26 protein-coding genes are annotated in these 26871 nt (G+C 68.9%); 8 read left to right on the forward strand and 18 right to left on the reverse strand.

What is annotated here, in order from left to right; genetic code table 11:
* The first annotated feature begins 10 nt into the window (after window positions 1–10).
* The gene (locus tag ACWGID_RS27100; RefSeq protein ID WP_452201214.1) at window positions 11–400 is read left to right on the forward strand and encodes a hypothetical protein; all 390 of its coding nucleotides are present in this window, start codon (window positions 11–13) and stop codon (window positions 398–400) included.
* 107 nt (window positions 401–507) lie between these two features.
* Here ACWGID_RS27100 and ACWGID_RS27105 read toward each other — a convergent pair whose 3' ends face one another.
* The 9 genes from ACWGID_RS27105 to ald all read right to left on the reverse strand — a co-directional run bounded on the left by ACWGID_RS27105 (window position 508) and on the right by ald (window position 9729).
* Window positions 508–1242: a pseudouridine synthase gene (locus ACWGID_RS27105; RefSeq protein WP_452201206.1), complete on the reverse strand. Its 735-nt coding sequence runs from the start codon at window positions 1240–1242 to the stop codon at window positions 508–510.
* A complete protein-coding gene (gene scpB / locus ACWGID_RS27110) occupies window positions 1232–2506 on the reverse strand; it encodes an SMC-Scp complex subunit ScpB (RefSeq protein WP_452201148.1) in 1275 nt (424 codons plus the stop codon). Before scpB ends, ACWGID_RS27105 begins: the two co-directional genes overlap by 11 nt.
* Complete coding sequence (locus ACWGID_RS27115; protein WP_452201208.1) at window positions 2503–3519, reverse strand: segregation and condensation protein A; 1017 nt, start codon at window positions 3517–3519, stop codon at window positions 2503–2505. The genes scpB and ACWGID_RS27115 overlap by 4 nt, the downstream gene beginning before the upstream one ends.
* Window positions 3520–3521: 2 nt before the next feature.
* A complete protein-coding gene (locus tag ACWGID_RS27120; protein WP_387778200.1) occupies window positions 3522–3878 on the reverse strand; it encodes a hypothetical protein in 357 nt (118 codons plus the stop codon).
* The gene (locus tag ACWGID_RS27125) at window positions 3863–4990 is read right to left on the reverse strand and encodes an AAA family ATPase (protein ID WP_452201149.1); all 1128 of its coding nucleotides are present in this window, start codon (window positions 4988–4990) and stop codon (window positions 3863–3865) included. The genes ACWGID_RS27120 and ACWGID_RS27125 overlap by 16 nt, the downstream gene beginning before the upstream one ends.
* 195 nt (window positions 4991–5185) lie before the next feature.
* Complete coding sequence (locus ACWGID_RS27130; RefSeq protein ID WP_452201151.1) at window positions 5186–6439, reverse strand: low temperature requirement protein A; 1254 nt, start codon at window positions 6437–6439, stop codon at window positions 5186–5188.
* Window positions 6440–6466: 27 nt separating this feature from the next.
* Window positions 6467–7663 (reverse strand): hypothetical protein, encoded by a 1197-nt coding sequence (locus ACWGID_RS27135; RefSeq protein WP_452201153.1) that lies wholly within the window; start codon window positions 7661–7663, stop codon window positions 6467–6469.
* A 27-nt stretch (window positions 7664–7690) separates the two neighbouring features.
* Window positions 7691–8611, reverse strand: coding sequence for a site-specific tyrosine recombinase XerD (gene xerD / locus ACWGID_RS27140; protein WP_452201210.1), 921 nt, complete (start codon window positions 8609–8611; stop codon window positions 7691–7693).
* A 2-nt stretch (window positions 8612–8613) separates the two neighbouring features.
* Window positions 8614–9729 (reverse strand): alanine dehydrogenase, encoded by a 1116-nt coding sequence (ald, locus tag ACWGID_RS27145; protein ID WP_452201155.1) that lies wholly within the window; start codon window positions 9727–9729, stop codon window positions 8614–8616.
* 201 nt (window positions 9730–9930) lie between these two features.
* Here ald and ACWGID_RS27150 point away from each other — a divergent pair, with 201 nt between their 5' ends.
* From ACWGID_RS27150 to ACWGID_RS27160, 3 genes are all read left to right on the forward strand, one after another.
* Window positions 9931–10674 (forward strand): phosphotransferase, encoded by a 744-nt coding sequence (locus ACWGID_RS27150; RefSeq protein WP_452201157.1) that lies wholly within the window; start codon window positions 9931–9933, stop codon window positions 10672–10674.
* A gap of 112 nt (window positions 10675–10786) precedes the next feature.
* Complete coding sequence (locus ACWGID_RS27155; protein ID WP_452201212.1) at window positions 10787–11611, forward strand: LLM class F420-dependent oxidoreductase; 825 nt, start codon at window positions 10787–10789, stop codon at window positions 11609–11611.
* Between the two features lie 81 nt (window positions 11612–11692).
* Window positions 11693–12388 carry a DUF4386 family protein gene (locus ACWGID_RS27160; RefSeq protein WP_452201159.1) on the forward strand — a complete coding sequence of 232 codons (696 nt, stop codon included), beginning with the start codon at window positions 11693–11695 and terminating at the stop codon, window positions 12386–12388.
* Window positions 12389–12434: 46 nt separating this feature from the next.
* Here ACWGID_RS27160 and ACWGID_RS27165 read toward each other — a convergent pair whose 3' ends face one another.
* A complete protein-coding gene (locus ACWGID_RS27165) occupies window positions 12435–12839 on the reverse strand; it encodes a cupin domain-containing protein (RefSeq protein WP_452201160.1) in 405 nt (134 codons plus the stop codon).
* A gap of 28 nt (window positions 12840–12867) precedes the next feature.
* Here ACWGID_RS27165 and ACWGID_RS27170 point away from each other — a divergent pair, with 28 nt between their 5' ends.
* Window positions 12868–13449 (forward strand): hypothetical protein, encoded by a 582-nt coding sequence (locus tag ACWGID_RS27170; protein WP_452201162.1) that lies wholly within the window; start codon window positions 12868–12870, stop codon window positions 13447–13449.
* 6 nt (window positions 13450–13455) lie between these two features.
* On the opposite strand, the gene ACWGID_RS27175 is transcribed toward ACWGID_RS27170, so the two are convergent.
* Window positions 13456–16824 (reverse strand): GH92 family glycosyl hydrolase, encoded by a 3369-nt coding sequence (locus ACWGID_RS27175; RefSeq protein WP_452201163.1) that lies wholly within the window; start codon window positions 16822–16824, stop codon window positions 13456–13458.
* Window positions 16825–17024: 200 nt separating this feature from the next.
* On the opposite strand from ACWGID_RS27175, the gene ACWGID_RS27180 reads away from it, so the two are divergent.
* From ACWGID_RS27180 to ACWGID_RS27190, 3 genes are read left to right on the forward strand one after another with little or no spacing between them, the layout of a single operon-like run.
* Complete coding sequence (locus tag ACWGID_RS27180; RefSeq protein ID WP_452201165.1) at window positions 17025–17201, forward strand: hypothetical protein; 177 nt, start codon at window positions 17025–17027, stop codon at window positions 17199–17201.
* Window positions 17198–17896: a cytochrome b N-terminal domain-containing protein gene (locus tag ACWGID_RS27185; protein WP_452201167.1), complete on the forward strand. Its 699-nt coding sequence runs from the start codon at window positions 17198–17200 to the stop codon at window positions 17894–17896. The genes ACWGID_RS27180 and ACWGID_RS27185 overlap by 4 nt, the downstream gene beginning before the upstream one ends.
* Window positions 17893–18855: a hypothetical protein gene (locus ACWGID_RS27190; RefSeq protein WP_452201169.1), complete on the forward strand. Its 963-nt coding sequence runs from the start codon at window positions 17893–17895 to the stop codon at window positions 18853–18855. The genes ACWGID_RS27185 and ACWGID_RS27190 overlap by 4 nt, the downstream gene beginning before the upstream one ends.
* Window positions 18856–18858: 3 nt before the next feature.
* On the opposite strand, the gene ACWGID_RS27195 is transcribed toward ACWGID_RS27190, so the two are convergent.
* Genes ACWGID_RS27195 through steA form a run of 7 tightly spaced genes read right to left on the reverse strand, consistent with a single transcriptional unit; the run spans window position 18859 to window position 26808 of the window.
* Window positions 18859–19512, reverse strand: coding sequence for an NUDIX domain-containing protein (locus ACWGID_RS27195; protein WP_452201171.1), 654 nt, complete (start codon window positions 19510–19512; stop codon window positions 18859–18861).
* Entirely contained in the window at window positions 19509–21251 is a 1743-nt protein-coding gene (locus ACWGID_RS27200; RefSeq protein ID WP_452201173.1) for a CTP synthase, read from the reverse strand. The genes ACWGID_RS27195 and ACWGID_RS27200 overlap by 4 nt, the downstream gene beginning before the upstream one ends.
* Window positions 21252–21272: 21 nt before the next feature.
* Window positions 21273–22298, reverse strand: coding sequence for a glycosyltransferase family 4 protein (locus ACWGID_RS27205; protein ID WP_452201175.1), 1026 nt, complete (start codon window positions 22296–22298; stop codon window positions 21273–21275).
* A complete protein-coding gene (murJ, locus tag ACWGID_RS27210; RefSeq protein WP_452201177.1) occupies window positions 22295–23893 on the reverse strand; it encodes a murein biosynthesis integral membrane protein MurJ in 1599 nt (532 codons plus the stop codon). The genes ACWGID_RS27205 and murJ overlap by 4 nt, the downstream gene beginning before the upstream one ends.
* A complete protein-coding gene (locus tag ACWGID_RS27215) occupies window positions 23872–24681 on the reverse strand; it encodes a hypothetical protein (RefSeq protein ID WP_452201178.1) in 810 nt (269 codons plus the stop codon). Before ACWGID_RS27215 ends, murJ begins: the two co-directional genes overlap by 22 nt.
* Before the next feature lies 1 nt (window position 24682).
* Complete coding sequence (locus ACWGID_RS27220; protein WP_452201180.1) at window positions 24683–25630, reverse strand: copper transporter; 948 nt, start codon at window positions 25628–25630, stop codon at window positions 24683–24685.
* Window positions 25627–26808 carry a putative cytokinetic ring protein SteA gene (steA, locus tag ACWGID_RS27225; protein ID WP_452201182.1) on the reverse strand — a complete coding sequence of 394 codons (1182 nt, stop codon included), beginning with the start codon at window positions 26806–26808 and terminating at the stop codon, window positions 25627–25629. Before steA ends, ACWGID_RS27220 begins: the two co-directional genes overlap by 4 nt.
* Window positions 26809–26871: the final 63 nt, after the last annotated feature.

Consider the following 26871-nt stretch of genomic DNA (forward strand, 5'->3'; position numbering starts at 1 on the left):
AGCCACCTGGATGTCGCCGCTGGCGTTCGTGATCGCGAACCTGCTGATCCTGTGGTCCGGATGGGCCACCGACTGGAAGCTCGGCGTCGCGATCCTGATCGGGTACGTCGTACTGATCGGCAACCGGGTGCTCAACCTGAACCCGATCACGCCGCAGCTCGACCTGCGCGCCGCGCAATGGCTGCCGGTGTATCTGGTCGGGATGGGACTGATCGTGTACCTGAGCGACTTCGGGCCGCTCAAGCACCCGTGGTTCCCGCTGTGGTGGGACATGCTGGTGGTCGCGGTGTTCAACCTGATCATCTACTTCTGGGCCCGCGCGGTCGCCCTGCCGGCCGACCGGATCCGCAGCATGGTCAACCAGGTCGTCGTACCGGAAGAAGCCGATCTGCAGACGTAGCGGCATTTGGACAGGTAGTGCACCTGGTGTACGCCGTACGCACCCGTACGGTCGCGCTCAGGTGCACTACCCTGCTGCTCGACACCTCCTGTCGAGCTGCCGATTTGCTACAGGTCGACGAGGTCGAGGAGCTGGCCTAGTTCCTTGGGGTCGAGTTCGCGGAGTTCGCCGGTGTGCAGGTTGCCGCGGCGGACCGGGCCGATCGCGGTCCGGGTCAGGCGCTTCACCGGGTGACCGACCGCGTCGAACATCCGCCGGACGATCCGGTTGCGGCCTTCGTGGAGGCTCATCTCCACGAGGGTCCGGCCGGGGACGGTCGAGACGACCTTCACCGTGTCGGCGCGGGCCGGCCCGTCCTCCAGGTCCACACCGTCGAGGAGGGCCCGCAGTACCGCTGGTTTGACGTTGCCCTCGACCTCGGCGACGTACGTCTTGGAGACCTCGTACGACGGGTGCGCGAGCCGGTGCGCGAACTCACCGTGGTTGGTGAGCAGCAGCAACCCCTCGGTGTCGGTGTCGAGCCGGCCGATGTGGAAGAGCCGCTCCGGGCGATCCTGCACGTAGTCGGTGATACACGGCCGCCCTTCCGGGTCGGACATCGTCGTCACCACGCCACGGGGCTTGTTGAGCACCAGGTACGCGTTCGCGCTGACCGGCGGGATCCGCTCCCCGTCGACCCGGATGACAGCCGTCTCCGGATCCACGCGGACGCCGAACTCGGTCACCACCCGCCCGTCGACCTCGACCCGGCCCTCCTCGATCAGCAACTCCGCATTCCGCCGCGAAGCAACCCCCGCCCGAGCCAAAACCTTCTGCAACCGAACCCCACCGTCATCCGCCATCGCGAACCCCTCGCCCATCCCCAACCTCTTCAACCTCTGCGGACTCCTCCTGAGTGTCTTCAGCATCCACCGTCAACTCGACGGTGGGAGCCTCCGCCTCCTCGGAATCCACATCCTCTCCGTCGGAGCTGTCTGCGTCCTCGGCCGGCTGCTGGGTCTCGGCGTCGGCTGCTTCGTCTTCGCTCGGTGTGGAGGCGGTTTGATCCGGCTCCTCGGCGGACTGCGTCGACTCTGACTCGGTGGTGGTGGGCGCCGGCGGAAGGGACTGTGCGGCCAACTCTTCCTCGATGTCGTCCATTTCGGGAAGGTACGGCGCGAGCTCGGGAAGGTCGTCCAAGGACTGCATTCCCATGCGTTCCAGGAAGTACGTCGTGGTGCGGTACAGCGTCGCCTGCGACTCGGTGTCCGAGCCGGCCTCCTCGACGAGCCCGCGCGCCACGAGCGTGCGCATGACACCGTCGACGTTCACACCACGGATCGCGGAGACGCGCGCGCGGCTGACCGGCTGCTTGTACGCGACGACCGCCAACGTCTCGAGCGCCGCCTGCGTGATCCGCGCCTGCTGTCCGTCGAGCACGAACCGTTCGACGTACACCGCTGCCTCGGCGCGCGTGTAGAAGCGCCAGCCCCCACCCACCTCACGCAGGTCGAACCCACGCCCCTGCTCGGTGTACTCCGCCGCGAGCTCCGCCAGCGCATCCCCCACATCACCCGTCGGCCGCCCCACCGCCCGAGCCAAGGTCAACACCGGCAACGGCTCATCCGTCACCATCAAAATCGCCTCGAGCGCCCGCCGCATAGTCGCATCATCAACAACAACCTCATCCCCCACCGGCCCCGAAGCCCGCCCCGCCACCGACCGCACCTCACCCGCGTCGGCGTCCGCGCCATCCCCCGCATCGTCGCCCGCGTCGGCGTTCACATCACCGTCAGCGCTCGCGTCATCGCCCGCGTCGGCGTCACCGCCCACGTGCGCGTCAGCGCCGTCGCCCGCGTCTTCACTCGCGCCGGCGTCATCCGTTCCGCCATCACCCGCGTTGGCGCTCGCGTCGTCAGCCGACCCGTCGTTCGCGTCAGCGTCCGCGTCAACGCCCGCGTCAACCGTTGCGCGGTTCTGCGTCTCGGCGGCGTCCGCGGCGTTCTCCGCCTCGGCCTCGGTCTGAGATTGGGGAGGATTGCTGCCCGTTTCGGGACGGTTTTCCTCCCCGGTCGCTCCCGGGTCGGGGGAAGGGGCGGCGGGGGGTGGGCTGGTGGGGTTGGTCACTGGCTTGCCGTCTCGGGGTTGTCTGGGTCGGACTGGTACTCGTCGTGGGTGGTGTGCGAAGCGCCTGGTTCGAGGAAGTCGGTGTCGTCGGAGACCGTCGGCGCCTCACCCTCCTCGGAGGCGGGTTGGGCTTCCTCGTCGAATTCGTCGCTGACGTCGATGTCGCCCTCGTCGGTGCCGGTCCAGCGGACCGTCAGCTCGCCGAGCGGCGTGACCTGGTCGAAGCTGACCGCGGCCTCCCGGAACAGCTCCAGCAACGCCAGGAACCGGCACACCGTGGTGACCGTGTCCGGGGAGTCCGCGACCAGCGAGCGGAACGTCGCGCTGCGCTGCCGCCGCAACCGGTCCACGATGACGATCGCCTGCTCCCGCACCGTGACCGCCGGCGCGTGCAGGTGGGCGAGCGAAACCCCTGGGGGTACGTCGTTCTTCGGCGCCATCGCCTTCGCCGCGAGCGCCGCCAGCCCGGCCGGGTCGATCCCCAGCAGCACCTCGGGCAGCAGTTCCGCGAACCGCGGCTCGACCCCGACGGCCCGCGGGAACCGCTTGGCCTCCTGCGCCATCCGCTCCTGCACCAACGCGGCGATCTGCTTGAACGCCCGGTACTGCAGCAGCCGTGCGAACAACAGGTCCCGCGCCTCCAGCAGCGCGAGGTCCTCGTCGTCCTCGACCTCGCCCTTGGGCAGCAACCGGGCCGCCTTGAGGTCGAGCAGGGTCGCCGCGATCAGCAGGAACTCCGACGTCTGGTCGAGGTCCCATTCGGACCCGAGCGCCTTGATGTGCGCGATGAAGTCGTCGGTGACCTGGGAGAGCGCGATCTCGGTGATGTCGAGCTTGTGTTTCGAGATCAGCTGCAGCAGCAGGTCGAACGGGCCTTCGAAGTTCACCAGGTGAACACTGAAACCCTTGCCCTCAGCAACAGCTGGCGCGTCCTCGGAGACCACACCCTCGGAGACCGGGTCCACCGGTGGCGCCGGATCCTGTTCCGCCCCGGTCGGTGCGTCCGAGGACACCGTCACTCCGACGCCTTCAACCGCCGGACCAGGACCGAGTCCGGTCCGTGGTCGACGAAGTCGGCGAGCAGGACATCGATCGCCTCGCGGACGATCCGGCCGCGATCGGCCGTCAGGCCGTGCTCCGCACGGAGCGCGAGTCTGGTCTGTTCCAAGCCGAGCAGCTCCTCTTCCGTCACGTACACCGTGATCTTCGTGTCGTGGCGGATCCGACCACTCGACTTCCGGTCGTCGACGACCGTCGTCCGGGACCGTACCGATGACGGTCCGTCGGTGGTGCGCTTCTCGGGTTGGGTCTGCTTGGGTGCCGCACCCCCGAAGAGTTCGCTGGCACCTGGCAGGCTCACCCGGCGGGACAACGCGCGAGCACCTCCTTGGCGAGGTCGCGGTACTGCATGGCCGCGCTCGAGGACGGGGCGTACGTCGTGATGGGCTCGCCGACGACCGTAGTCTCGGGGAACTTGACGGTACGCCGGATGACGGTGTGGAAGACGCGTTCGTCGAAGGCCTGGACCACGCGGTCGAGGACCTCCCGGGCGTGCGTCGTACGCCCGTCGAACATGGTGCCGAGGATCCCGACGATCTCCAGCTTCGGGTTCAGCCGGTCCTGGACCTTGCCGATCGTGTCGGTCAGCATGGCCAGGCCGCGGAGCGCGAAGAACTCGCACTCCAGCGGTACGACGATGCCGTGCGACGCGGTCAGCGCGTTGACGGTGAGCAGACCGAGCGACGGGGCGCAGTCGATCAGGATCACGTCGTAGTTCGGGATGATCGGACCGAGGACGCGCTGCAGCGTGTACTCGCGGGCGACCTCCTGGACCAGCTGCACCTCGGCCGCGGACAGATCGATGTTGGCCGGCAGCAGGTCGAGGTTCTCCACCCGGGTCGGCTGGATCACCTCGTCCGGGGTGATGTCGCGCTGCATCAGCAGGTTGTAGACCGACAGTTCGAGGTCGTGCGGCTGGACGCCGAGGCCGATCGAGGCGGACCCCTGCGGGTCGAAGTCGATCAGCAGCACCTTGCGACCGGTCTCGGCGATCGCCGCGCCGAGGTTGATCGTGGTGGTGGTCTTGCCGACGCCGCCCTTCTGGTTGCACATCGCGATCACCTGCGCCGGGCCGGTCTTGGTCGGGGGCTGCGGCTCCGGCAGGTCCGGCATCGGCCGGCCGGTCGGCCCGAGAGTGTGCCGCGGGCCGTTCGGGTCGTTCACGAGTGCTAGATCCTCCGCGGTGAGCTTGGCCGTCGGCTTCGGCATCTCCGCATAGTTGTCGGGCAGTGCCCGGGCCGGCGGTGTCGCCGGTCGGCTCGGGCTGCTCGGCTGGCTGTTGGGTTCGGGGCTCGGCTGGTGGCCGGGCTCGAGGCTGGGCGTGCTGATCGGCTGGACCGGCTCCGGGACCGAGAAGTGCTCCGGTCGATGCTCCGGGAGGTGGCCCATCTCGTGTTCGGTGCCCGGGAATGTCGACTCGTTCATGACTCGTCAAACCTTTCAACCGATACGGGCGATCCCAGCGACTGTAAGCGTGCATTCAAGCACTCTCAACCAGCCACTCCGCACCGGGGTGGGGCTGTTTGTCGACAAAGCTCCGAGCCTGGCCGATCGTCCGCCCTGGATGACCAACCGTAACCAGATGATCGCACACCGTCCGATTACGTCGAGCGCCGGGGTCTAGGTCCGCACGAGCCGGTTGTACGACGAGAACCAGGCGAGCACGCCCCACGCGAGAAGGGCCAGCGCCCACCCAGGCACGACGTACCCGAAGGTTCCGCCCAGCGCCGCGACGAGCGCGCACGGCAGCACCCAGCCGAAGTACCACCGCAGCGGCGACCGCCCGGCCACACCGGCGAACACGCTGGTCAGCAAGTACAGCATCAGCCCACCGAACAGGTACCACCGGTCCTTCGCGTGCAGATGCTCCGCCGCCTCCGGTATCAACGCGCCCAGCCCGGACGCGATCACCACGATCGCCGTAGTGACGCCGAGATGCGCCGGCAACGCCTGCCACGGCTCGAGCGGTTTGGTACGTCGTGGCGCCGGCGTGAACCCGTACTCGGACGTCAGCCGCCACAACTGCACCACCAGCAGGAACGCGGCCAACGACGCCGCGATGACGGCCCGCGTCCAGTCCTCCGCACCGTTCGCGTCGACCACCTGCGCCAGTACCTCACCGAGCACGATGATCACGAACAGCCCGAGCCGCTCGCTGAGATGCCCGCGCTCGACCTGCGCGACCGAGATGAGGGTCGGCGACGCGTCCGGGAGCCGGTCCGGTGAGACACCGCGGCGGATCAGGTCGGCCAGCCGCCTGGACTCGCGCCGATCGCGTTCCTGCTGGCGCCTGCGGGCCCGCTCCGTCATCCCCTCGACCATCCGGGGATTGGTCGCACCCAGCACCGAGAACGCGATGTCGAGCGCGATCGCGACGCCCCACAGCACGTAGGCGATCGGCTCCGGCACGAACAGCGACGCCACCCACGGCGTCGCCGCCACGGTCTGCGTGGCCGGCCAGAACGTGACTACCTGTCCGTCGCGCGCCGCCGACCGGGACGCGATCCCCCGGCAGACCAGGAACGCGACCACGAACACCCAGGTCCGGTGCTCGGGTACGTCGTGGTTCTCGCCTGGCAGCAGCTGCGGCCAGACACCTGGTACGGCGGCCGCCATGATCGCGATGCCGAGCATGGTCAGAAGCACGGAGCGCTGCCGGGTGCGCTCGCCGGCGACGTTGGCGTAGACGCTGGTCGTCGTCCACACGCTCCAGATCGCGTAGTACATCGCGGCGCACGCGGCGATCTGACCGACGGTCTCCGCGCCGTGCAGCCGGTGCGAGATCTGTGCGGCCGCCGCGACCACGGTGAGGTCGAAGAACAACTCCAACCAGCTAGCGTGCCGCTCCTCCGCCACCGTCCCCTGTTGGCTCACGCGAAGGAGCCTAGGCTGCTGAGGCTTTCAGCGGTCGTTGATCTGCGTGCTCTGTTGCTGGGTGGGACGTGCGGCAGTTGAGCGCTCCCCGTGACCAGCAGTCGACGAGGACCGACCGGTGGAGGGCACGAAGGCGGCGTTCATTGCCGCGTCCAGCGCTGGGTCACGCTGCGCCGGCGCAGGCCCGGGCACCGTGGCGCCGAATCGCTCCGCGGATGCCACGCCCGCTTCGGCGATGGCGACGCCGGCCTCCTCGGGAGTCAGCTCCGGCGTCCGGTCGGAGTCGCCGTAGTGCCGCTTGAACTCGTCCTCCATCGCGTACACGGACCGCCAGCCGGCCAGGTGCCGGTCGCCCTCGTTCACCGACTGCAGCGCCTCCTGCGGCACCAGCAGCTGACGAGCCGTCGACCACTGGTCCGCACCACGTTGCGCAGCGCGGTCGCCCGCCTCGCACAGCCGATCCAGCACCTCGTCAGTGGACTTCCCGGACCGCGAGCTGATCGCCCGCACCAGACCGTCCGCGATGCCTCCCGGGTTGCCGTACCGCAGCTGATCGAGGTCCCCTGGCTCCAACGGATGCCCGACCGCGGCAGCGATCTCGGGCAGCCGATGCCGTACCCAGGCCCGTGCGACCCCGTCCCGCAGCGTCTCGTTCCCGCTGCGCATGCTCGTCCGCGGCTCGTAGTTCGTGTCACCGGCTGCCCGCAACAGGTCCGTGCCCGCGTAGCGGACGAACGCCTGGGTGTCGTTCCCGGCGTCGGCCAGCCACTCGCCGATCCGTTCCGCGGTCGGCGTCTGTCCCTCCGGCAGTCCGTGGATGAGCCCTTGTGCCACGGTGATCCTGGCCGCACGCTGTGCCTCCAGCGAGCGCGGCGCTTCGACAGCTACCCCGATCGGATCTGCCACGTCGACCGCCAGCGCGAATACCCGATCCGCGTCCGCGCGAGCCTGCTGGAGTCGCTGAACCTCGGTACCGACGCCCGGTGACACCGTCCGGAGCTCCGGCCCGACAGACTCGACGAACCGGTTCCTGGCACTCAGGTACTCCGGATGCTCGTCCCCCACGTACCGTCGAACGTCATCCAGCATCAGGTCGGCCATCCGGCCCGCGAGCGCGTCACCGGCGTACCGGACGGTTGGCCTGATCGTCCGTAGGTCCTGACCGGTGTACTCAGCCAGGCGGTTGGCGAGGACCTCAACGAAGTGCGGTGGCAGGTTCGTCACTGCACGAAGTATGGCGTCGCCGCGGGGTCAGAGTGCTCGTGGATGCGCCGTGGCGTAGACCTCACGGAGCTTGTCGACCGTGACGAGTGTGTAGACCTGTGTCGTCGTCACGGACGCATGTCCCAGCAACTCTTGTACGACGCGCACGTCGGCGCCACCGTCCAGCAGATGTGTCGCGTACGAGTGCCGCAACGTGTGCGGCGAGATCTCCTTCGTGATCCCGGCCCGCTGCGCTGCCCGCCGCAGTACGGTCCAAGCGCTCTGGCGCGACAGGCGGCCGCCACGAGCGTTCAGGAACAGCGCATGAGTCCCACGACCACGCGACACCAGATCAGGCCGTCCACGAACCTGGTAGGCGGCCAGTGCCTGGCGGGCGAACGACCCGACGGGTACTACCCGCTCCTTGCGGCCCTTCCCGCGCAGCAGCACCTCACCGGCGTCCAGGTCGATGTCGTCGACGTCCAGACCGACCGCTTCGGAGATCCGCGCACCGGTTCCGTACAGGAACTCCAGGAGCGCAGCGTCGCGCGTGGCCAGCACCGCAGGCTCGGCCTCCGCTCCAGCCGCCGCGGAGAGGATCGACTGCACCTCGTCGATCGCCAGAGCCTTGGGGAGCCGCTGCGGCGGTACAGGCGGCTTGACGGCCGCCGCAGGGTCCACTGCGGTCAGCCCCTCCCGCACGCAGAACTTGTGGAACCCCCGGACCGCGACAACGGTCCGGCCGGCGCTGGACGCGGTCAGCGGCGGATGGTCGGCGTCACCCTCACGCAAACGCATGAGGAAGTCGCTGACCACCGCCTCCGTGATCCGGCCGAGGTCGTCGATCCCGGTCGCCGCGAGATAGCCGCCGTACCGGCGCAGGTCACGCCGGTACGACGACAGGGTGTTGGCGGCCAGGCCGCGCTCCACCGTCAGGTGGTCAAGGTAGGTACCGACCGCCCGGGTGATACTCAGACCAGCACCTCGTCCAGCTTCAGCTGCGGCAGGTCGTGAGCCTCGGCGACCGGGCCGTACGTGACATGACCGTCGAACGTGTTCAGGCCGAGCGCCAGGCTGTGGTCCTGCTTCAGCGCTTCCCGCCAGCCCAGGTTCGCCAACTCGATCGCGTACGGCAGCGTCACGTTGGTGAGCGCGTACGTCGAGGTGTTCGGCACCGCGCCGGGCATGTTCGCAACGCAGTAGAACAGCGAGTCGTGGACCTTGTAGACCGGGTCGGCGTGCGTGGTCGGACGCGAGTCCTCGAAGCAGCCGCCCTGGTCGATCGCGATGTCGACGAGCACACTGCCCGGCTTCATCCGGCTGACCATGTCGTTGGTGACCAGCTTCGGCGCCTTCGCCCCGACCACCAGCACCGCGCCGATCACCAGGTCGGCCTCGAGTACCGCGCGCTCGATCTCGTACGCGTTCGACGCGATCGTCAGCAGGTGGCCCTGGTAGATCTGGTCGGCCTGCCGGAGCCGGGCGATGTTGCGGTCGAACAGCTGGACCTGCGCCTGCATGCCGAGCGCGATCGCGGCCGCGTTCATACCGGAGACACCCGCGCCGAGAATGACCACGCGGGCCGGGTGGACACCGGAGACGCCGCCGAGCAGCACGCCCCGCCCGCCACCCTGCGCCATCAGGTGGTACGCACCGGACTGCGGTGCCAACCGGCCGGCCACCTCGCTCATCGGCGCCAGCAGCGGCAGCGTCCCGTCGGGCAGCTGCACCGTCTCGTAGGCGATGGCAGTGGTGCCCGAGGTCAGCAGCGCGTCGGTGCACTCCTGACTCGCGGCCAGGTGCAGGTAGGTGAACAGGACCTGGTCCTTGCGCATCCGGTGGTACTCCTCGGCCACCGGCTCCTTCACCTTCAGCACCAGCTCGCCGTCCGCCCAGACGTCGTCCGCGGTCGGCACGATCCGTGCTCCGGCGGCGACGAACTCAGCGTCCGGGATCAGCGAGCCGTCGCCGGCCCCCTGCTCGATCAGAACCTCGTGTCCGGTGCGCACGAACTCGTGCACTCCGGACGGGGTGATCGCCACCCGATACTCGTGGTTCTTGACTTCCTTCGGTACTCCGACCTTCACAACGGCCCTTCTTTCGCGATCCAGGTGTGCGGCCCACGTCGTTGTGTCCGCGCGGCCCGGCGTCGAGGGGTAGTTGCCAGGTCGTGCCGAGTGTATGCCCGCACGGTCCATACCACCCGATCAGATGGTCTCATCGGAACGCGACACTCGGCCGGTGCACTGTCGGTAACCCAACGGAAGCATTTCGGCAAAGATGACGTCATGCCGGAAGAAATACCGCTGCACGGCGGAAACATCAGCGGCGCTGTCCGCGTCGGCGCAACGGTCCGGCGCGCGACCGGAGCCTGGACTCCGGCGGTGCATGCGCTGCTCGGCCATCTCGCCGAGGCCGGACTGACCGGCGTACCGCGGGTGCACGGGTACGACGATCGCGGACGGGAGGTGCTCGACTACCTTCCGGGTACGGCGTACGGCCCGGAGGTCCCGGACGACGTCCTCGGGGACGCGATGCGCTGGCTGGCGCGGTATCACGAGATCGTTGCCGCGTACCGGCCGTCCGGGGTGATCACCTGGCGCGCCGGCGCGAGTGAACTCGCTGCTGACCAGATCATCTGCATGCACGACTACGGGTACTACAACTGGATCGGCACCGACCAGGGCTTCAGCGGCGTGATCGACTGGGACCTCGCCGGGCCCGGCCTACCGCTGGACGACGTGGCGTTCACCGCCTGGAACACCGCCCCACTGGCAGTCGGAACCGATCTGGCGTACCAGGCCGCCCGGCTCCGGCTGATGGCCGAGGCGTACGGCGGCGCCTACTCACCGCTGCAGATCCTGGAGGCCGCGCCGCTCGCCGCGGAGCGGTCGGCCCGGGTCATTCGCGCCGGCCAGGTTGCGGGCGATGCGGGAATGCTCAATCTGGCGACGGTTGGTGAACCGCAGCGTACCGAGCGGCGTCTGCGGGGGCTCCGGGAGCGCGTTCCGGGGATCGCCGCGCACCTCTGACGTGGCAGCGATCATTGACGAGCATTCGGGGGCGTCAGGAATGCTTGGAATGCGCGCCCGCCCGCGCTGGGTTGCACTGTGCGACGTTCGACGAGAGGAGCACGTGGTGGCGATGGAACTGGGACGCTACGGAATCTGGCACGGCGGCCAGCATTACGGCCCGGAGCTCGCGGCGGGACTGGAGCAGGCGGGGTACGGCGCCCTGTGGCTCGGCAGCTCACCGGATGCCGGCCTGCGCGATGTCGAGGTGTTGCTGGCCGCAACGACTTCGATTGCCGTCGGCACCAGCATCGTCAACATGTGGAAGTCGCCGGCGGCCGACGTCGCGGCGTCGTACCACCGGCTGGAGGAGGAGCACCCGGGACGGTTCCTGCTCGGGGTCGGGGTCGGGCACCGGGAGGCGACCGACGAGTACCAGTCGCCGTACCAGAAGATCGTCAGCTACCTGGACGAGCTCGACGACGCGAAGGTTCCGGTCGACCGGCGGGCGCTGGCCGCGCTCGGTCCGAAGGTGCTGCAGCTGTCCGGAGCCCGGACGGCCGGCGCGCTGCCATACCTGACCACACCGGAACACACCCGGGAAGCGCGCCGGATCCTCGGTGGCGGAGTGCTGCTCGCGCCGGGACAGTCGATCGTGCTGGAGACCGATCCGGACATTGCCCGTGCGACGGCCAGGGAGCGGCTGGCGCCGTACCTGAACCTGAGCAACTACACCACGAACTTCAAGCGGCTCGGGTTCAGCGACGACGACTTCGCCGACGGCGGCAGCGATCGGCTGGTCGACGCGATGGTGCTGCACGGGTCCGCGGTCGAGATCGCGGCCGGTCTGCAGGCGCACCTGGACGCGGGTGCCGACCACGTCGCGATCCAGCAGCTGGGGCACGAAGGGATCGACCTGCTGCCGGGGTACGAGGCCTTGGCGACCGTGCTGACGTAGGTCTTGATTCCGGGTGTGAACGGGGGAACATCAGCAGTAGATGCACCGCGTCGGCGCGGTGCAACGTTGGAGGTGTTCCCCATGACCGAGCGACACGAGTTGCGATGGGGCGGCTTCGCCGGACTGGCCTTTGTCGTCCTGGCAATGCTGGGCAAGTTCCTGCCCGGTAATCCTCCGACGGTCGGCGACTCGGACAGCTCGATCGCGAGCTGGCTCGCCGACCACCGGACCACGATGCTGTTCAGCGCACTGCTCTGGGCCGCCGCGGCCGGACTGGTGATCTGGTTCGCGGCTGCCTTCGCCGAGGCGATTCGGGAGCGGGCCGAGCGCAGCGACGTCCACCTGGCGCTGCTGGCCGGCTCGGTGCTGGTCGGCGGCGCGATCTTCCTGAACGCCGTCCTGATCGCCGGGAGCGCGTTCGGCATCACCGGCCGGGACCAGGCCATCACCCGGTTGATGTACGACCTGAGCGCGGTCACCACGACGATGATCGGCTTCGCCGCCGCGCTGCCGCTGGCCGCTGCGGGTCTCGGCGTACTGCGGACGCACCTGATGCCGGACTGGCTCGGGTACCTTGCCTTGCTGGCGGCCGTGGTGTCGTTCGCCGGCGCGTTCGGGGTGTTCGCCACCAGCGGTACGTTCGTTGCCGGCGGCATCCTGATGACCACGGTCCCGCTGCTGCTGTCCGCGGTCTGGATCGTCTGCGCGGGCGGCTACATGGTCCGCGAGCACCTGCCGGAACTCGGCACCGGCGAGGCCGCCGTACCGCTGACGTAGGCCGTGCTGCTGAGGTAGGAGTGCCGACCGGCCGGAGCGAAGCGGGTCAGCGCAGGGTGAAGTCGGCGAAGTCGAAGCCGGGCGACACCACGCAGGACACCAGTACCGCCTCGTCCCCGGCCGGACGGGCAGACTGCCACGCCCCGGCCGGAACCACCACCTGCGGCCGCTGACCCGCGCGTACGTCGGGTCCGAGCGTGACCGACTCCTCGCCGTACTCCAGCGTCAACGGACCGCCCGAGTGCCAGAGCCAGATCTCCGCGGACCGGACCTGATGCAGTCGCGACTCCTCCCCCGGCGACAACAGGAAGTAGATCGCGGTCGCGCTGGCCCGAGTCCCGCCGTACCCCTCGGGCTGGAACTCCACGTCCGACCGCCACGTCTCCCGATACCACCCACCCTCGGGGTGCGGCTCCATCCCCAACAACGTTGCCAACTCCGGCTTCTCCATGCCCCGATTGTCGGGCAGAGTGCCGTGCATGCTGCCTTCTGAATACCACCAACGGCTCCCGTACGGCGAACGGATGTCAGCGGACCCGTTGCTCGGTGGACCGTTCTTCCCGTTCGAGGGCGACGTGCAAGTGGTGCCCTTGGACGAGCCGGTGCTGCCGGAACCCGCTCGCGGTGGGGCAGGCGGCGAGGACTGCTGGTCGTGCAAGGAACCGGATCGGGATGTGATCTGGCGGGACGAGCACTGGAAGCTGAAGGCGCGTAAGCCGAGCGGGCTGCCGTTCGTGGCGATCCTCGAGCCGCGGGCGCACTACCGGCTCGACACCCTGCCGCCGGAGCTGACCGGCACGCTCGGTGCGGTGATCCAGCGGGTGGCCAAGGCGGTTCAGGATCTCGACAGTGTCGGCCGCACGCACTTCAACCGCTGGGGCGACGGCAGCGAGCACTTCCATCTGTGGTTCCTCGCCCGGCCGCTCGGGATGATGCAGTTGCGCGGCGCGATGATCGCCGTCTGGGACGACATGCTCCCGCCGATCCCCGACGAAGAGTTCGCGGCGAACGCGCGTCAGGTCGCTGCCGCCCTCGCGGAGACGGGCGGCAGCGCGATTTGACGAGCTTCAGCCGGCGGCCACGCTGAAGAGCCGGAGGTCGCGGTTCTTCGGCAGCGTGATGCTGACCGGTGTCTGTGCCAGCGTCACCGGTGCGGTGGCGAAGATGTGGGTGGTGACGTTGTCCTTGCCGCCGCCGGATTCGTTGCGGTACGGCGTGGTTGCGACGATCACGTTGCCGTAGTGGAGCGTGTCGCCGCCACCACCCAGGGTCCAGTCGCTGAACGACAGGTCGATCTGCGACGTGGTCCCGTCGGCGTAGGTGAGGGTCGCGGTCGTCTGCTGGTTGCCGTTCACCGCACTGCCGAGGAACGACAGCTTCGTACTACCGGTCGGCAGGTTCAGGTTGAGCAGCTGACCATCAGCAGGCACGTTGTCAGGCTCACCACTCGGTACGTCGGGCCACGTGAAGCTGAGGCCCTGCACTGTGCCGGCGCCACCAGGTGCCAGACCAGCCGCGGCCAGAGCCTGGCGTGAGTAGCTGACGCCACCACCGTCGTAGTCCGCTTCGGTGTGATCCCCGTTGTCGTCCGAGATGCCCACGCCTTCGCGCAGTACGAAGAAGGAGTTCGGCTGGCCGACAACGACAGTGAAACCGACCTGTGGCAGCACAGTCCCGTCAGCGGCCTTCATCGTCACCGTGACCGGATAGCGCCCGTCCGGCGTACCAGCGGCCGCAGTGATCGTCACGGCCGCGCTACCGGTCTTGTCGACGGGGAACGTGCCAGTAGTAGGTGTCGCCGTGAGACCAGCAGGTGTCTTGAGCGTGTAGGTGACGTCCAGTGCGGTCCCACTCAACCTGTGCGCCTGCAGGGCGATCGGTGCACTGGCAGTTCCCGGAGCGATCACCACGCGGCTGGTGTCGGTGGAGGTCTGGAACGGGATCTCACCGGTCCGCCACGACGGCGGTGCGTCGTCGACGTCCGCACCCCACACCTTGTTGGGCGTCCCCGCGAGTGTGAAGTCCAGCGTGCCGCCACGCTGCACGAACGACTCCGGCAACCACGCCTTGGTCGACGCCGTCCCGTTGACCTTCAAGGACTGGACGTACGGCGCGTCCGCGCCCGGAGCGTTGATCCGGATGGTTTTCCCGCCGTCCCGGTGGATCACCGCCCGCGGGAACAGCGGCGCCGCCACCTGCAGCTCCGCACGACTCGGCACATCCGGGTAGAGCCCCAGCGCGGTCCACACGTACCAGGACGACATCGCGCCCAGGTCGTCGTTCCCCGGGATTCCACCGGTGCTGGTGTTCCAGAGCTGGTTCATTGCCTGACGCAACGTCTCCTGCGCCTGGTACGGCTTGCCGGTGTAGTTGTAGATCCACGGCGCGTTGATCGACGGCTCGTTGTCCATCTCCGCGTGCAGCTCGCCCGCACCGGTGAGCGCCCAGGTCCCGTCCGGGTTCTTGAAGAACGCGTCCAGCCGCTGATTCGCCGCGTCCACACCACCCATCGCGTCGACCAGACCGGCCCGGTTGTGCGGCACCATCCAGGTGTACTGCGCACTACTACCCTCGGCGAACCCGTCGTACGTCGACGGCGTGAACGCCGGCCAGGCGCCGTTGTCGTCGCGGTTCTGGATGTAGCCACCGTTGTCCGGGTTGAAAACGTTCTGCCAGTACTGCGACCTGGTCAGGAACTTCTGGTACGTCGCCTGGTCACCGGTCCGCTGAGCCAACTGTGCCAGGGCGAAGTCGTCCGTCACGTCCTCGAGCGTCTCGACCGCACCGCCCCACGCGTTGGACTTCGTGGGGATGTAGTGCAGCGCGAGGTACTTGTCGAGCGACGGCCGCTGTCCGATCGACATGACCGGCTTACCTGCCGAACTGAGGTCCTTGGCCGTCGGCACCGTCGCCGCCTGCACCAAAGACTTCAGTGCTTGGCGTGCGTCGAAGTTGGTCCCACCGAATGCGTAGATGCCCGCGACTGCCGGCGCCGACGGGTCGCCAGTCATCACGGCAGTACTACCCGACGCGTGCGTCCATCGGTCCCAGATGCCGTCGTTCTGCGAGGCTTGGTTGAACAACGACTGGGCGATGTCGCCCGCGCGGTCAGGTTCGAGCAATGTAACTAGTTGCAGTTGCGACCGGTAGACGTCCCACCCGGAGAAGGTGGCGTACTGCGCTTGCTGTCCACGGGTGAGCGTGTGGGGCTTCTGGTCGAAACCCCAGTACTGCTTGTTGACGTCGCTGAACACGTTCGGGTGCAGCAGGGCGTGGTACAGCGCGGTGTACAACGTGGTGCGCTGGTCCGTCGTACCGCCAGTGATCTCGATGCGGTCGAGCTGCTTTCGCCACGCCTGCTTGGCTTTCGCGGCCGTCACCGCGACCGACGTACCGCGTGGGTTCTCGGCGTGCAGGTTCGCCAAGGCGTTGGCGGTGCTGACGTACGAGATGCCGATCCGCATCGTCACCTTGTCGCCGGCGAACCCGACGTACCCACCGGAGCCCTTGTTCGGCGGCATCCACCCGTCGGTCCCGTACGTCGTTCCGCCGCGGGCGCTCGTGCTGCCCGGAGTCACCGTGGTGTCGGCCCAGGTGCCTTGGTTCTTGAAGGGCTGGTCGAACTCCGCGACGAAGTGCAGCGTGTAGTAGCTGCGCTGCCCGACGCTGGCGAGGTACCCGCAGAAGTTGCCGCTCGTCACCGATCCGCTGACCGTGCGGTGCGCGGGGTCGATGCTGAGCTGCGCGTCGCTGGATCCGACCTCGGAGTTCGACGTACGGAACATCACCGTCTTGGCCTGGTCGGCCGGGAACGTGAAGGCGGCCGAACCGGTCCGCGTGGTGGCGCTCAGCTCCGCCGTCACGCCGGAGTCGAGGCCGACCTTGTAGTACCCCGGCTTGGCGACCTCGTTGGCGTGACTGAACGTCGACGCGTAGACCGCGTCCTTCGCGTCGCTCTGCGGCGAGGTCGTCACATCACCGGCGAGCGGGAAGATCGGGATGTCCCCCGAACCGCCCGCGCACCCGGTCCCGCTCATGTGCGTGAGGCTGAATCCACGGATCTTCGTCGCGGAGTACAGGTACCCACCAGGCGCCGCGGTCCGGTACGCATTCCCCCGACTCGTCTCCGGACTGAACGAGAACATCCCGAACGGCAGCACCGCACCAGGAAACGTGTCCCCGGCATTCGACGTACCGACCAAGGGATCCACATGCTCGGTCGGATCAGCCGAGCTCGCGCTGATCCGCCCGGCGCCAACCGCTTCCGGCCCCCGCAACCGAGCAGCCAACGGATCATCCGGCGGCGCGGTCGTCGGGTGGGAGACCGAACTACCCGGCGAAGGACTCGGTACGGCGTGCGCGACCGGAGCCAGCGCTGCGACGACAACCCCGGCGAGCACGAACCGGGCAGGACGGAACACAACCGAACGACGCATGGGCGGACCAACCTTCACGGATGGGTGACATCGTTGTCAGAGGTGTACCCCCTTTCCGTCCTGCAGGTCAAGGGACCGGATCCGAGGGACCATCGGCGGTCGCGACGACTTTGGTCCTTTCCGGTCGAGACCAACGACCCTGTCCGGGCGGATCGGCCGCGCCGACGGTGAGAGAAAGTCCAGCCTGCGGAGGTGACGTGATGGCCGGGAGCTATCTGCACTGGGGAGTCGTACAGATCTCGGTGACCAATCTGCTGATCATCGCGGCGATGCTCGTCGTGTTCGCGCTCGCGATCGTCGTCCCGTTCCCGTCCGGCGACCACGACCACGCCCCGGACCAGGACCCGGACCAGGACCAGCAGCGTGATCGGTCATGACGTCGATCGTCAGCCGCACGGCGGCGAAGGACCACGACCGGCCGGCCGACGGCAACTGGACGACGCGCCTCCGGACGCGGCTCGGGCGGACCGTCCCGCCGGGGCAGTTGCTCCCGGACCGTCAGCCCGTCTACGTGCGGTCCTGGATCTACGTCTTCGGCGTGCTCACCCTGGCGGCCCTGCTGATCGTGCTCGCCTCGGGAGCCGTCCTGGCACTCGGCGGCCCCACGTGGTGGCACTCGTCGTCGACCGGTCACTTCATGAACTCGCTGCACCTGTGGAGCGTGGAACTGTTCTTCGCGTTCATGGTGATCCACCTGTGGGGCAAGTTCTTCATGGCGGCCTGGCGTGGCCGGCGGGCGCTCACCTGGATCACCGGAGTGGTGGCGTTCGTGGGGTCGATCGGGACCGCCTTCACGGGGTACCTCATGCAGTCCAACTTCGACTCGCAGTGGATCAGCACCCAGGCGAAGGACGGCCTCAACTCGGTCGGCATCGGCGCCTGGTTCAACGTGCTCGACCCCGGCCAGATGCTGATGTGGCACATCGCCCTGCTGCCCGCCGCCATCGGACTGCTGGTGGTGCTGCACGTGATCCTGGTACGCCGGCATGGCGTCGTGCCACCGCTCGGTGCCGACACGACCGGGGACGCTGAAGACACTGCGCGCACCGATGACGTGGAGGCCTCGTCATGACCACCGTCGCAGCAACACGCCACCGCCGTACGCCGGACGCTCATGACTTCCCGACCCGGTCCTACGACCTGGTCAAGGAGTTCGTCATCGCGCTGATCGTCGTCGCGGTGCTGACAACGGTTCTGGCCGCTGTGTTCTCATCACCCGACGAGAAGTCGATCACGCTGTCCGACTGGGCTCAGAAGGCACCGAACGACGTCGTGGCGACCGCGACCGGTGAACTCGCCGGCACGACCACGAGCGCGCAGTACGGGCCGCCGTACAACCACGCCTCGACCGGGCAGGTGCTCGGGCCGCTCGAGCTGCAGAACTGGGCCGGTGTGCGGATCCCGGTCGATTCGGCGAACGACCTGGTCATCACACCGCTGCGTGGTGTCAGCGCAGACCCGGTCCTGTCCGCGGCGCTGGCCGTGTGGAGCGCGGCGCCGGCTGCGCGACAGCAGGCCTGGGCAGCCGCGTACGCCGCCGCGCTGTCCTCGGCACCGGATGGCAACCCTGCGGCGGTGAAGCCGTCCATCGGCTACGGACCGGTCCCGGTGCTCGCCGCGAAGTTCCTGCGGCTGACCGGCTCCGGCGGTCTCGAGGGCATGCTGGATTCCCGCGGCAGCTTCTACAAGGGGGACGCGACCCGCGGGCTGTTGCTGCTGGCGGACGGCGCCTACCTCGAGGACCAGGCGCGCGCCCGGAACCTGGGCGGTGACCAGTGGGGCATGATGAACGAGACCGGCAACTACCCGGGTCAGCCCTGGATGTGGCTGTACACCTTCTGGTACCAGGTGAAGCCGTTCTCGACGTCGGACAACGCCGATGCCCAGGTCTGGGCCCTGATGGCGGTGCTGACGCTCGCCCTGGTCCTGGTTCCGTTCATCCCGGGGGTCCGCTCGATTCCGCGCTGGGTCCCGTTGCACCGGCTGATCTGGCGCGACTACTACCGCCGTACCAGCCGGTCCGACAGGTGACGATCAGCGACGGTCCTTGGCCGGCCAGGGGGAGTCGGATGGGCGGAGGGTTTCGAAGCCGGGGCCGTTGAGGGCGGTCCAGGCGGCGAGGGAGCCCATGACGAGGATCGGGTTCTGCAGGTGGCCGGCCAGGACGGCGCCGACGACGTCGATCAGGGGTGCCCAGACGGTTTCCATGTCGGCCTCCTCGTGGAGACGTTCGAAGGACTCGTCGGCCGGTGACAGGTCGCGGGCCAGGAAGATCCGGACGGCCTCGTCGGTCAGGCCTGGTGAGGTGAACGCGTCGACCAGGATCCGCCAGTCGGCGGCCTTGGTCGCGGTCTCCTCCCACAGCTCGCGCTCGGCGCCCAGGCGGTACTGCTCCCCCTGGACGTCGAGCAGGCCGGCCGGTGCCTCGAGCAGCTTGTAGCCGACCGGGTGCCGGTACTGCCGGACCAGCAGCATCCGGTTGTCCCCGTCCAGCGCCACCACACCGACCGCACCGGGATGGACCACGACGTCGCGGACGAACGAGTCCCCGCCCGGCGGTTCGATGGTGTCCCGGCGTACCGAGATCACTCGTCCGGTCTCGTGGACGGTCTCGGACGCGGACACCGGCCAGCGTTCCGGCTTGTCCTCGAGACCGGCGCCGAACCGCAGTTCGGGATAGTCCGTCATCGCGCCTTGACCGCCTCAGCCTTGTCAGCAGCCTTGGCAGGCTTCTTCGCGGCAGTTGTCGAGGTCGGCTGCGGGTCCTCCACCGGGAGCCGGGACTCGCGCTGCCGGTCCAGGGCGGCCGAGACCAGGCCGGAGAACAGCGGGTGCGGCTTGGTCGGCCGGGACCGCAGCTCCGGGTGCGCCTGGGTGGCCACGAAGTACGGGTGCAGGGACCGGTCCAGCTCGATGAACTCGACCAGCTCGTGGTCCGGCGACAGACCGCTGAACACCAGGCCGGCGTTCTCCAGCTTGTCCCGGTAGGCGTTGTTCACCTCGTAGCGGTGCCGGTGCCGCTCCTGGATCGACGGGGCGCCGTACAGGCCGCGGACGATCGAGCCGTCGGTCAGGTTCGCCGGGTACAGCCCGAGCCGCATCGTGCCGCCCATGTCGCCGGTACCGGAGACGATGTGCTTCTGCTCCTCCATCGTCGCGATCACCGGCTGCTCGGCGTCGGCGTCGAACTCGCTGGAGTTCGCCTGGTCCAGGCCGGCCAGGTCCCGCGCGACCTCGATCACCATGCACTGCAGGCCCAGGCAGAGCCCGAGGATCGGGACACCCTGCTCGCGGGCGTACCGGATCGCGCCGATCTTGCCCTCGATCCCGCGGACCCCGAAACCGCCGGGGATGCAGATCGCGTCCACGTCGCCGAGCAGCCGGGCCGCGGCCTCGGGCGTGGCGCACTCGTCGGAGGCGATCCAGCGCAGGTTCACCCGGGCGTCGTTGTCGAACCCACCCGCGCGCAGCGCCTCGGCGACCGACAGGTACGCGTCCGGCAGGTCGATGTACTTGCCGACCAGCGCGACCGTGACCTCGTCCTTCGGGTGGTGCACGACCCGCAGCAGTTCGTCCCAGCGGGTCCAGTCGACGTCCCGGAACTGCAGGTTCAGCCGGCGGACGACGTACGCGTCCAGGCCCTCGGCGTGCACGACCTTCGGGATGTCGTAGATCGACGGCGCGTCGACGGCGGCGACCACGGCCTCCGGCTCGACGTCGCACATCAGCGAGATCTTGCGCTTCACGCTGTCCGGGATCGGCCGGTCCGCGCGGCAGACGATGGCGTCCGGCTGGATACCGATCGACCGCAGCGCCGCCACCGAGTGCTGCGTCGGCTTGGTCTTGAGTTCACCGCTGGGCGCCATGTAGGGCACCAGCGAGATGTGCAGGAAGAACACGTTGTCGCGGCCGACGTCGTGCCGGACCTGCCGCGCCGCTTCGAGGAACGGCAGCGACTCGATGTCGCCGACCGTGCCGCCGATCTCGTGCAGTACGACGTCCACGTCCGGGCCCGCCATCGCGAGCATCCGCTCCTTGATCTCGTTGGTGATGTGCGGGATCACCTGGACGGTGTCACCGAGGTACTCGCCGCGGCGCTCCTTGGCGATCACGCTGGAGTAGATCTGCCCGGTGGTCACGTTCGCGACCGCCGACAGGTCCCGGTCGAGGAACCGCTCGTAGTGACCGATGTCCAGGTCGGTCTCGGCGCCGTCGTTGGTGACGAACACCTCGCCGTGCTGGAACGGGTTCATCGTGCCGGGATCCACGTTCAGATACGGATCCAGCTTCTGCATGGTCACCCGGATGCCCCGAGCCGTCAGCAGACTGCCGAGGCTGGACGCTGTCAGTCCCTTGCCGAGACTGGATGCCACGCCACCGGTGACGAATACGTGCTTGGTCTGCTGGGAATTCGAAGCCCTGTCCACGGGCCTCCAGCCTACCTGCTGTCAAGCACCGGTCGCGACGAGACCCGCGTAGATGTCGAGCAGATTCTTCGCGACGGCGTCTTCGTCCATCCATCTGGCGGACAACTCCCGGCCACGTGTCCGCATAGCGTTCGCCGTGTCGGGTTCGGCCAGCACGGCGCGTACGCCGTCCGCCAGCCCGTCCGCGTCCCCGGGGAACGCCAGTACGGCGCTGTCGCCGACCAGCTCGGGTACGCCGCCGACCGCGGTCGCCACCACCGGTACGCCGACCTGCATCGCCTCCTGGATGACCAGGGCACGCGCCTCCCAGTGCGACGTGAGCAGAAACACGTCGGACGCGCCCAGCAGGTCGGCCACGTCGTTGCGGTGCCCCAACAGCCGTACGGGCAGTTGCTCGGCGTCGATCCGCGCCTGCAGGTTGTCGCGCAGCGGCCCGTCGCCGACGACCAGGAACACGGCGTCCGGCGTGGACTCGTGGACGCGCGCAGCGACAGACAGGAGGGTCGGATAGTCCTTCTGCGGAGCCAGCCGGCCCACAGTGAGCACCACGCGCTGATCGCCGAGCCCGAGCTCCCGCCGTACGGCGGAGCGCGGGAGGCGGCTCCTGGGCATCGCAGGGGCCGCTACGGGCGCCAACTGGGCGTTACGCGCTCCTAGGCTCTGCGCGAGCTCCACGAGGTCGCTGGAGGCTCCCAGCGTCAGGTTGGCGCCTCTGGCAACCAGCCGCTGCCCCATCCGCATCACCAGGCCACGTGGGCCCGGTGCGATCACAGCGTTGTGCCAGGTGACCACCAGCGGCCGCAGCCGCGACCTGTCCCGTAGCGCGGTCATACCGGCGCGGTAGCCGTGCGCGTGGATCACGTCGCAGCCGCGCAGCCCGGCCGCCTGGCTGACGACCGTCGCCGGCCCGAAGTCGAAGTGCTCGGCCGTCCCGGGCGGCGCGCAGACCACCACGTCGTGCCCCGCACTGACGAACCGCGGCACCAGCGAGGCGACATGCTGCCCGATCCCGCCCCGCGACTCCGAGAGCAGCAGCCCGATCCTCATTGCGCCTCCTCTGCAGAACCCCGTCGTAGTAGAGCACGGGTATCGGTGCGGTCGAGGGCCATTGCCACGCCGGCGTACACGATCACGACGGCCAGGCCGGAGAGGACGGCGAAAACGACGGCCTTGCCCACGCCGCCGCTGCCGGCCGGTAATGCGACCACCCAGCCCGCTGCGCCGGCCAATACGGCACCAGCCAGTGCCGCAAGGGTCGCACGACCAGCCCCCTCCAGTACACCGGGTCCGGCCTCCCGACGCAGTACGGCGAGCAGCGCCACCGCACCGACGACCATGCCGACCGACATCGCGGCCGCCAGCGCCGGTACGGCGTCCCACTTGAGCGTCAGCACCACTCCGGCGACTGCGACGAGTACCCAGGCCGCAGAGGTCACCAGAGCCACCTCACGACCACAGTGCCGCGCGTAGAGCACCCGACCGACATGCATGAGTACGGCGAACCCGATAGCCGCCGGCGCGAACGCGATGAGCCCGTTGGCGAGTGAAGTCGCCTGAGCTTGCTGCACCGCGCCGTTGTCGTACGCGAAGATCCTGGCGACCGGGACCGCCGTACCGATGAGCAGTGCGGCGCCCGCACCGCCGGCGAGCAGCACCGCCCGCGTGGAGGCGGCCGCGTAGCGATCGAAGCCCTCCCCCGAGTCGAAGGCCGCTGCGAGACGCGGGAAGACGGCTGTGGTGATCGGCACCGCCAGCACCGCGTACGGCAGCAGATAGACGGCGTTGGCCCACGTGTACACGGCAATGCTGCCCGCGACACCCCGGTGGTTCGCCAGGTACGTCGTGACGACGAACGTGAGCTGCTGCGCGATCAGTACGGCCAGGCCGGCGAACGCGAGTCTCCGAAGTACCGGACCGACACCGGGGTCCAACCGCAGGGTCGGTTTGATCGGCAGGCGGAGGACGAGCATCGGGCCGAGCACCGTGAGGGCCAGCGCGAGCACACCGGCGGTCGTGCCCCAGGCGAGCAGGTCGGTGGCGCCACGGGAGGCCGAGTCGGCGTTCGGGGCGGCCGCTGCGAACACGAAGTACGTGGCGACGACCACCAGACTCGAGATCAGCGGGGCCAAGGCGCCGGCTGCGAACCGCTTGTGGGACTGCAGAACCGCGGTCGCGATCACCGCGATGGCGTACCCGAAGATCTGCGGGACGAAGATCGCCAGCATCCGGGTCGCGGTCGCCGTCGTACTGGCGCAGTCGGCGCCGGGATCGAGCATCGCGTCGGTGTAGCGACCGGCGAGGATCCAGGCCAGTACGGCGACCGGCGCGAGCAGCACGAACGACCAGGACAGCAACGCACCGATGATCCGGCCCTGCGCGGCCCGGTCGCCACGCGCCACCGGACCGGCCAGCACCGGGATGACCGCACCGGCCAGCGCGCCACCGGCGACGACCTCGAACAGGATGTTGGGCAGCTGATTGGCCGTCGTGTACGCCTCGGCCAGGCACCCGGCCCCGACCGTCTTGGAGAACACCAGCCAACGACCGAACCCGACCACCCGAGCCAGAACAGTGACCGCCGCAACGATCAGCGCAGCCCGGGCGACGCGACCGCCCGTACTCACCTGGGTCGTCGGCCCCACTGGTCGATCTTGTCGAGGACCGGGGTGTCGGCGATGACCTTGGTGAAGCTGACCTTCTCGCTGGCGAGGTTCAGGCCGACGACGGCGGCCAGGACGAGGGTCTTGAGCGGGCGCGGGAGGGCGGCCGCGAACGCCGTACCGGTGATCGCGCCGAGGCCGTTGGCGCCGCAGTCGCCGAGCATCGAGCGTTCGCCGAGGTCGGACGGGGCGGAGGCCGCTGCGGCGCCGACGACGGCGCCGGCCGGGCCGTTCACGGCGGCCAGCGGGGCGTTCAGCGCGACGACCGCCTTGAGGGCGCGTCCCGGGCGCAGGTCGAGCAGGTTGGTGAGGTTCGCCGTACCGGCGATCAAGGCGCCGTCAGCAACCACGCCGGCGACCGCCTTGACGCCACGCGACTTGCGCGGCAGCAGCGCCGCGGCCGCGAGACCGGCGGCGCCGACCCCGAGGATCTTCACCGCGCCGCTGGTCACCTCGCCGCGCTTCAACGCGCTCAGGTGACCACGGAAACCCTTGGCCTGCGTGGTCCCGCGAAGGTCGTCGTACGCACCGACCGCCCCCGAGACGGCGCCGGCCACCAGCGCGGCCGTCTTCACCTTCCCGTTGCCGCGGGACGCCGCGACGCCGGCGAGCGCGCCGAGCACCGCGACCGGGCCCTCGAGCAGCGTGACCGGTTCACCGCGGTGGTTGGTGCGCTCGAACGGCTCCCGGTTCTCCTTCGGCAGCTGTTCGGCCGCGCGCTCCAGTCCTGCGGTAGCGGCCGCGGCGATGGCGGCGCTGAGTATTCCCACGTCAGTTGTCCTTATTTTGTACGGCCGACGGCGCGACGCCGTTCTTCGCGTTGATCGCGCCGTACTGCCCCGCCTTGCCGGTCGCCTGCTCGGCCAGCGAGAAGACCACCGTCATCTGGCCGGCGGGAATGTCGGCCACGTCCACCGAAGAAACGATCTTGGTGGCGTCGGAGTCACTCCGCAAGGCCTTGAGCAGTCCGCCGTCGGCCGCGGTGTCCGGCGTGCCGGCGACGACGACCCCGCCGCTGCCGATGTCCAGACCCTTGATGAAGTCGACCGCGTCGGTGTACGTCGAGTTGTCCGGCGCCGGTGTCGGCGGCTTCGCGGCGATCACCACGATCAGACTGGCCCGGTCCTTGACCTGCGACGGCTTCAGCGACAGCAGCTTCGCGCCGGTCAGCCCGCTGATCACCTTGGCCGAGTCCGCGTCGGCGGTCTTGCCCTCTTCCTTGGCCGCGACCCCACGGGCCAGCAGCAGACCAACCCGCTGGTAAGTCGTGCTGTCCTTCGGGAAGTTCATGTCCGCGGTCACCAGCTGGTTGACCAGCGACTCGACCAGCTGGCGCTGACCGGTGTCGAACAGCTTCGCGTCCAGCGCGACCTTGGTGGTCACGACGCCGCCGGCCTTCTCCAGCTCGCCCTGCACACCGTCGCTCAGGTCGCTGTCCGCGTTCGGCATCGTGACGATCGCGATCTTCTTGTTCGCCAGCTTGCCGTCGGTCAGCCCGGCGGTCACCTTGGCGACGTAGTCGTCGCGGTACTTGTCCAGGGCCTTCACCTGCACCAGCTCGGCGCGCGCGTCGGCCAGCTGCTGGCGGTCCTTGTCGGCCTGGGCCTGGACGATATCGCTGCCGGTGCCCTTCAGCGGGCCCGCGCCGAGCACCACACCGGCGCCCAGAGCGAAGAAGATCGCCACGATCGAGACGATGTGGTAGCGAAAGTCGATCACGTGAACAGCTCCCGGATCCAGTAGACGAAGTCGCTCCAGCGCGCCCGCAGGATCGACCAGAGCACGTCGTCGGCGCCGATCGCGACCAACGCCATGCCGAGTGCGAACAGGCCGGCCACGGCGAGGGCGATCACCTGGAGGGTCGACACCCGGCTGCGGTACAACCGGCCGACGCCCTTGGCGTCCACCAGCTTGGCACCGACACGCAAGCGGGTGATGAAGGTGCTGGCCATCCCGGAGCGTCCCTTGTCGAGGAACTCCACCAGCGAGTTGTGGGTACCGACCGCGACGATCAGTGACGCGCCCTTGGAGTCGGCCAGCAGCATCGCGACGTCCTCGCTGGTGCCGGTGGCCGGGAACTCGATCGAGTCCACGCCGAGCCGTTCCAGCCGTTCCGACCCGGGCGCGCGGCCGTCGCGGTACGCGTGCACGACCACTTCGGCGCCGCTCTTCAGCGTGTCGTCCTTCACCGAGTCCATGTCGCCGACGATCAGGTCCGGTACGTAGCCGTTCTCGACCAGCGCGTCCGCGCCGCCGTCGACCCCGATCAGCACCGGCCGGTACTCCCGGATGTACGACTTCAGCGCGACCAGGTCGTCGCGGTAGTCGTACCCGCGGACGACGATCAGGACGTGCTTGCCCTCCATCGGCGTGTGGATCTCGGGTACGCCGACACCGTCGAGCAGCAGGTCCTTCTCGCGGCGCAGGTACTCCAGGGTGTTGGCGGTGAACGCCTCGAGCTGGGTCGACAGCCCGGACCGGGCGTCGTCCATCAGCTCCGCGACGGTCTTGCTGTCCTGCGCGACACCCTTCGCGACCGCCTCGTGACCGCGGTACAGCGTGCCTTCGTCGAGCCGGACCCGCTCCCCCTCGTGCAGCTGCGAGAACACCTCGCGGCCGACCCCGTCGACCAGCGGGATGCCGGCCTCGACCAGGATCTCCGGACCGAGGTTCGGGTACCGGCCGCTGATCGAGTCGGCGACGTTCACCACCCCGGCGACCTTGCAGTCGACCAGCGCCTCGGCGCTCACCCGGTCCAGGTCGACATGATCGATCACCGCGATCTCACCCGGCTTCAGCCGTTTGGTGAGATTCTTGGTACGGCGATCCAGCCGGACCACTCCGGTGATGCCGGGCAGTTCAGTAGGACGTGCTCTCCGCAGGCTGGGCAGTTTCATCGCGCTCTCATCCTGCCATGTCAAGAGCCCCTTCCCGGTTCATTTACCCGGGCACGCGCCTGT

This window comes from Kribbella sp. NPDC054772, assembly GCF_053611945.1.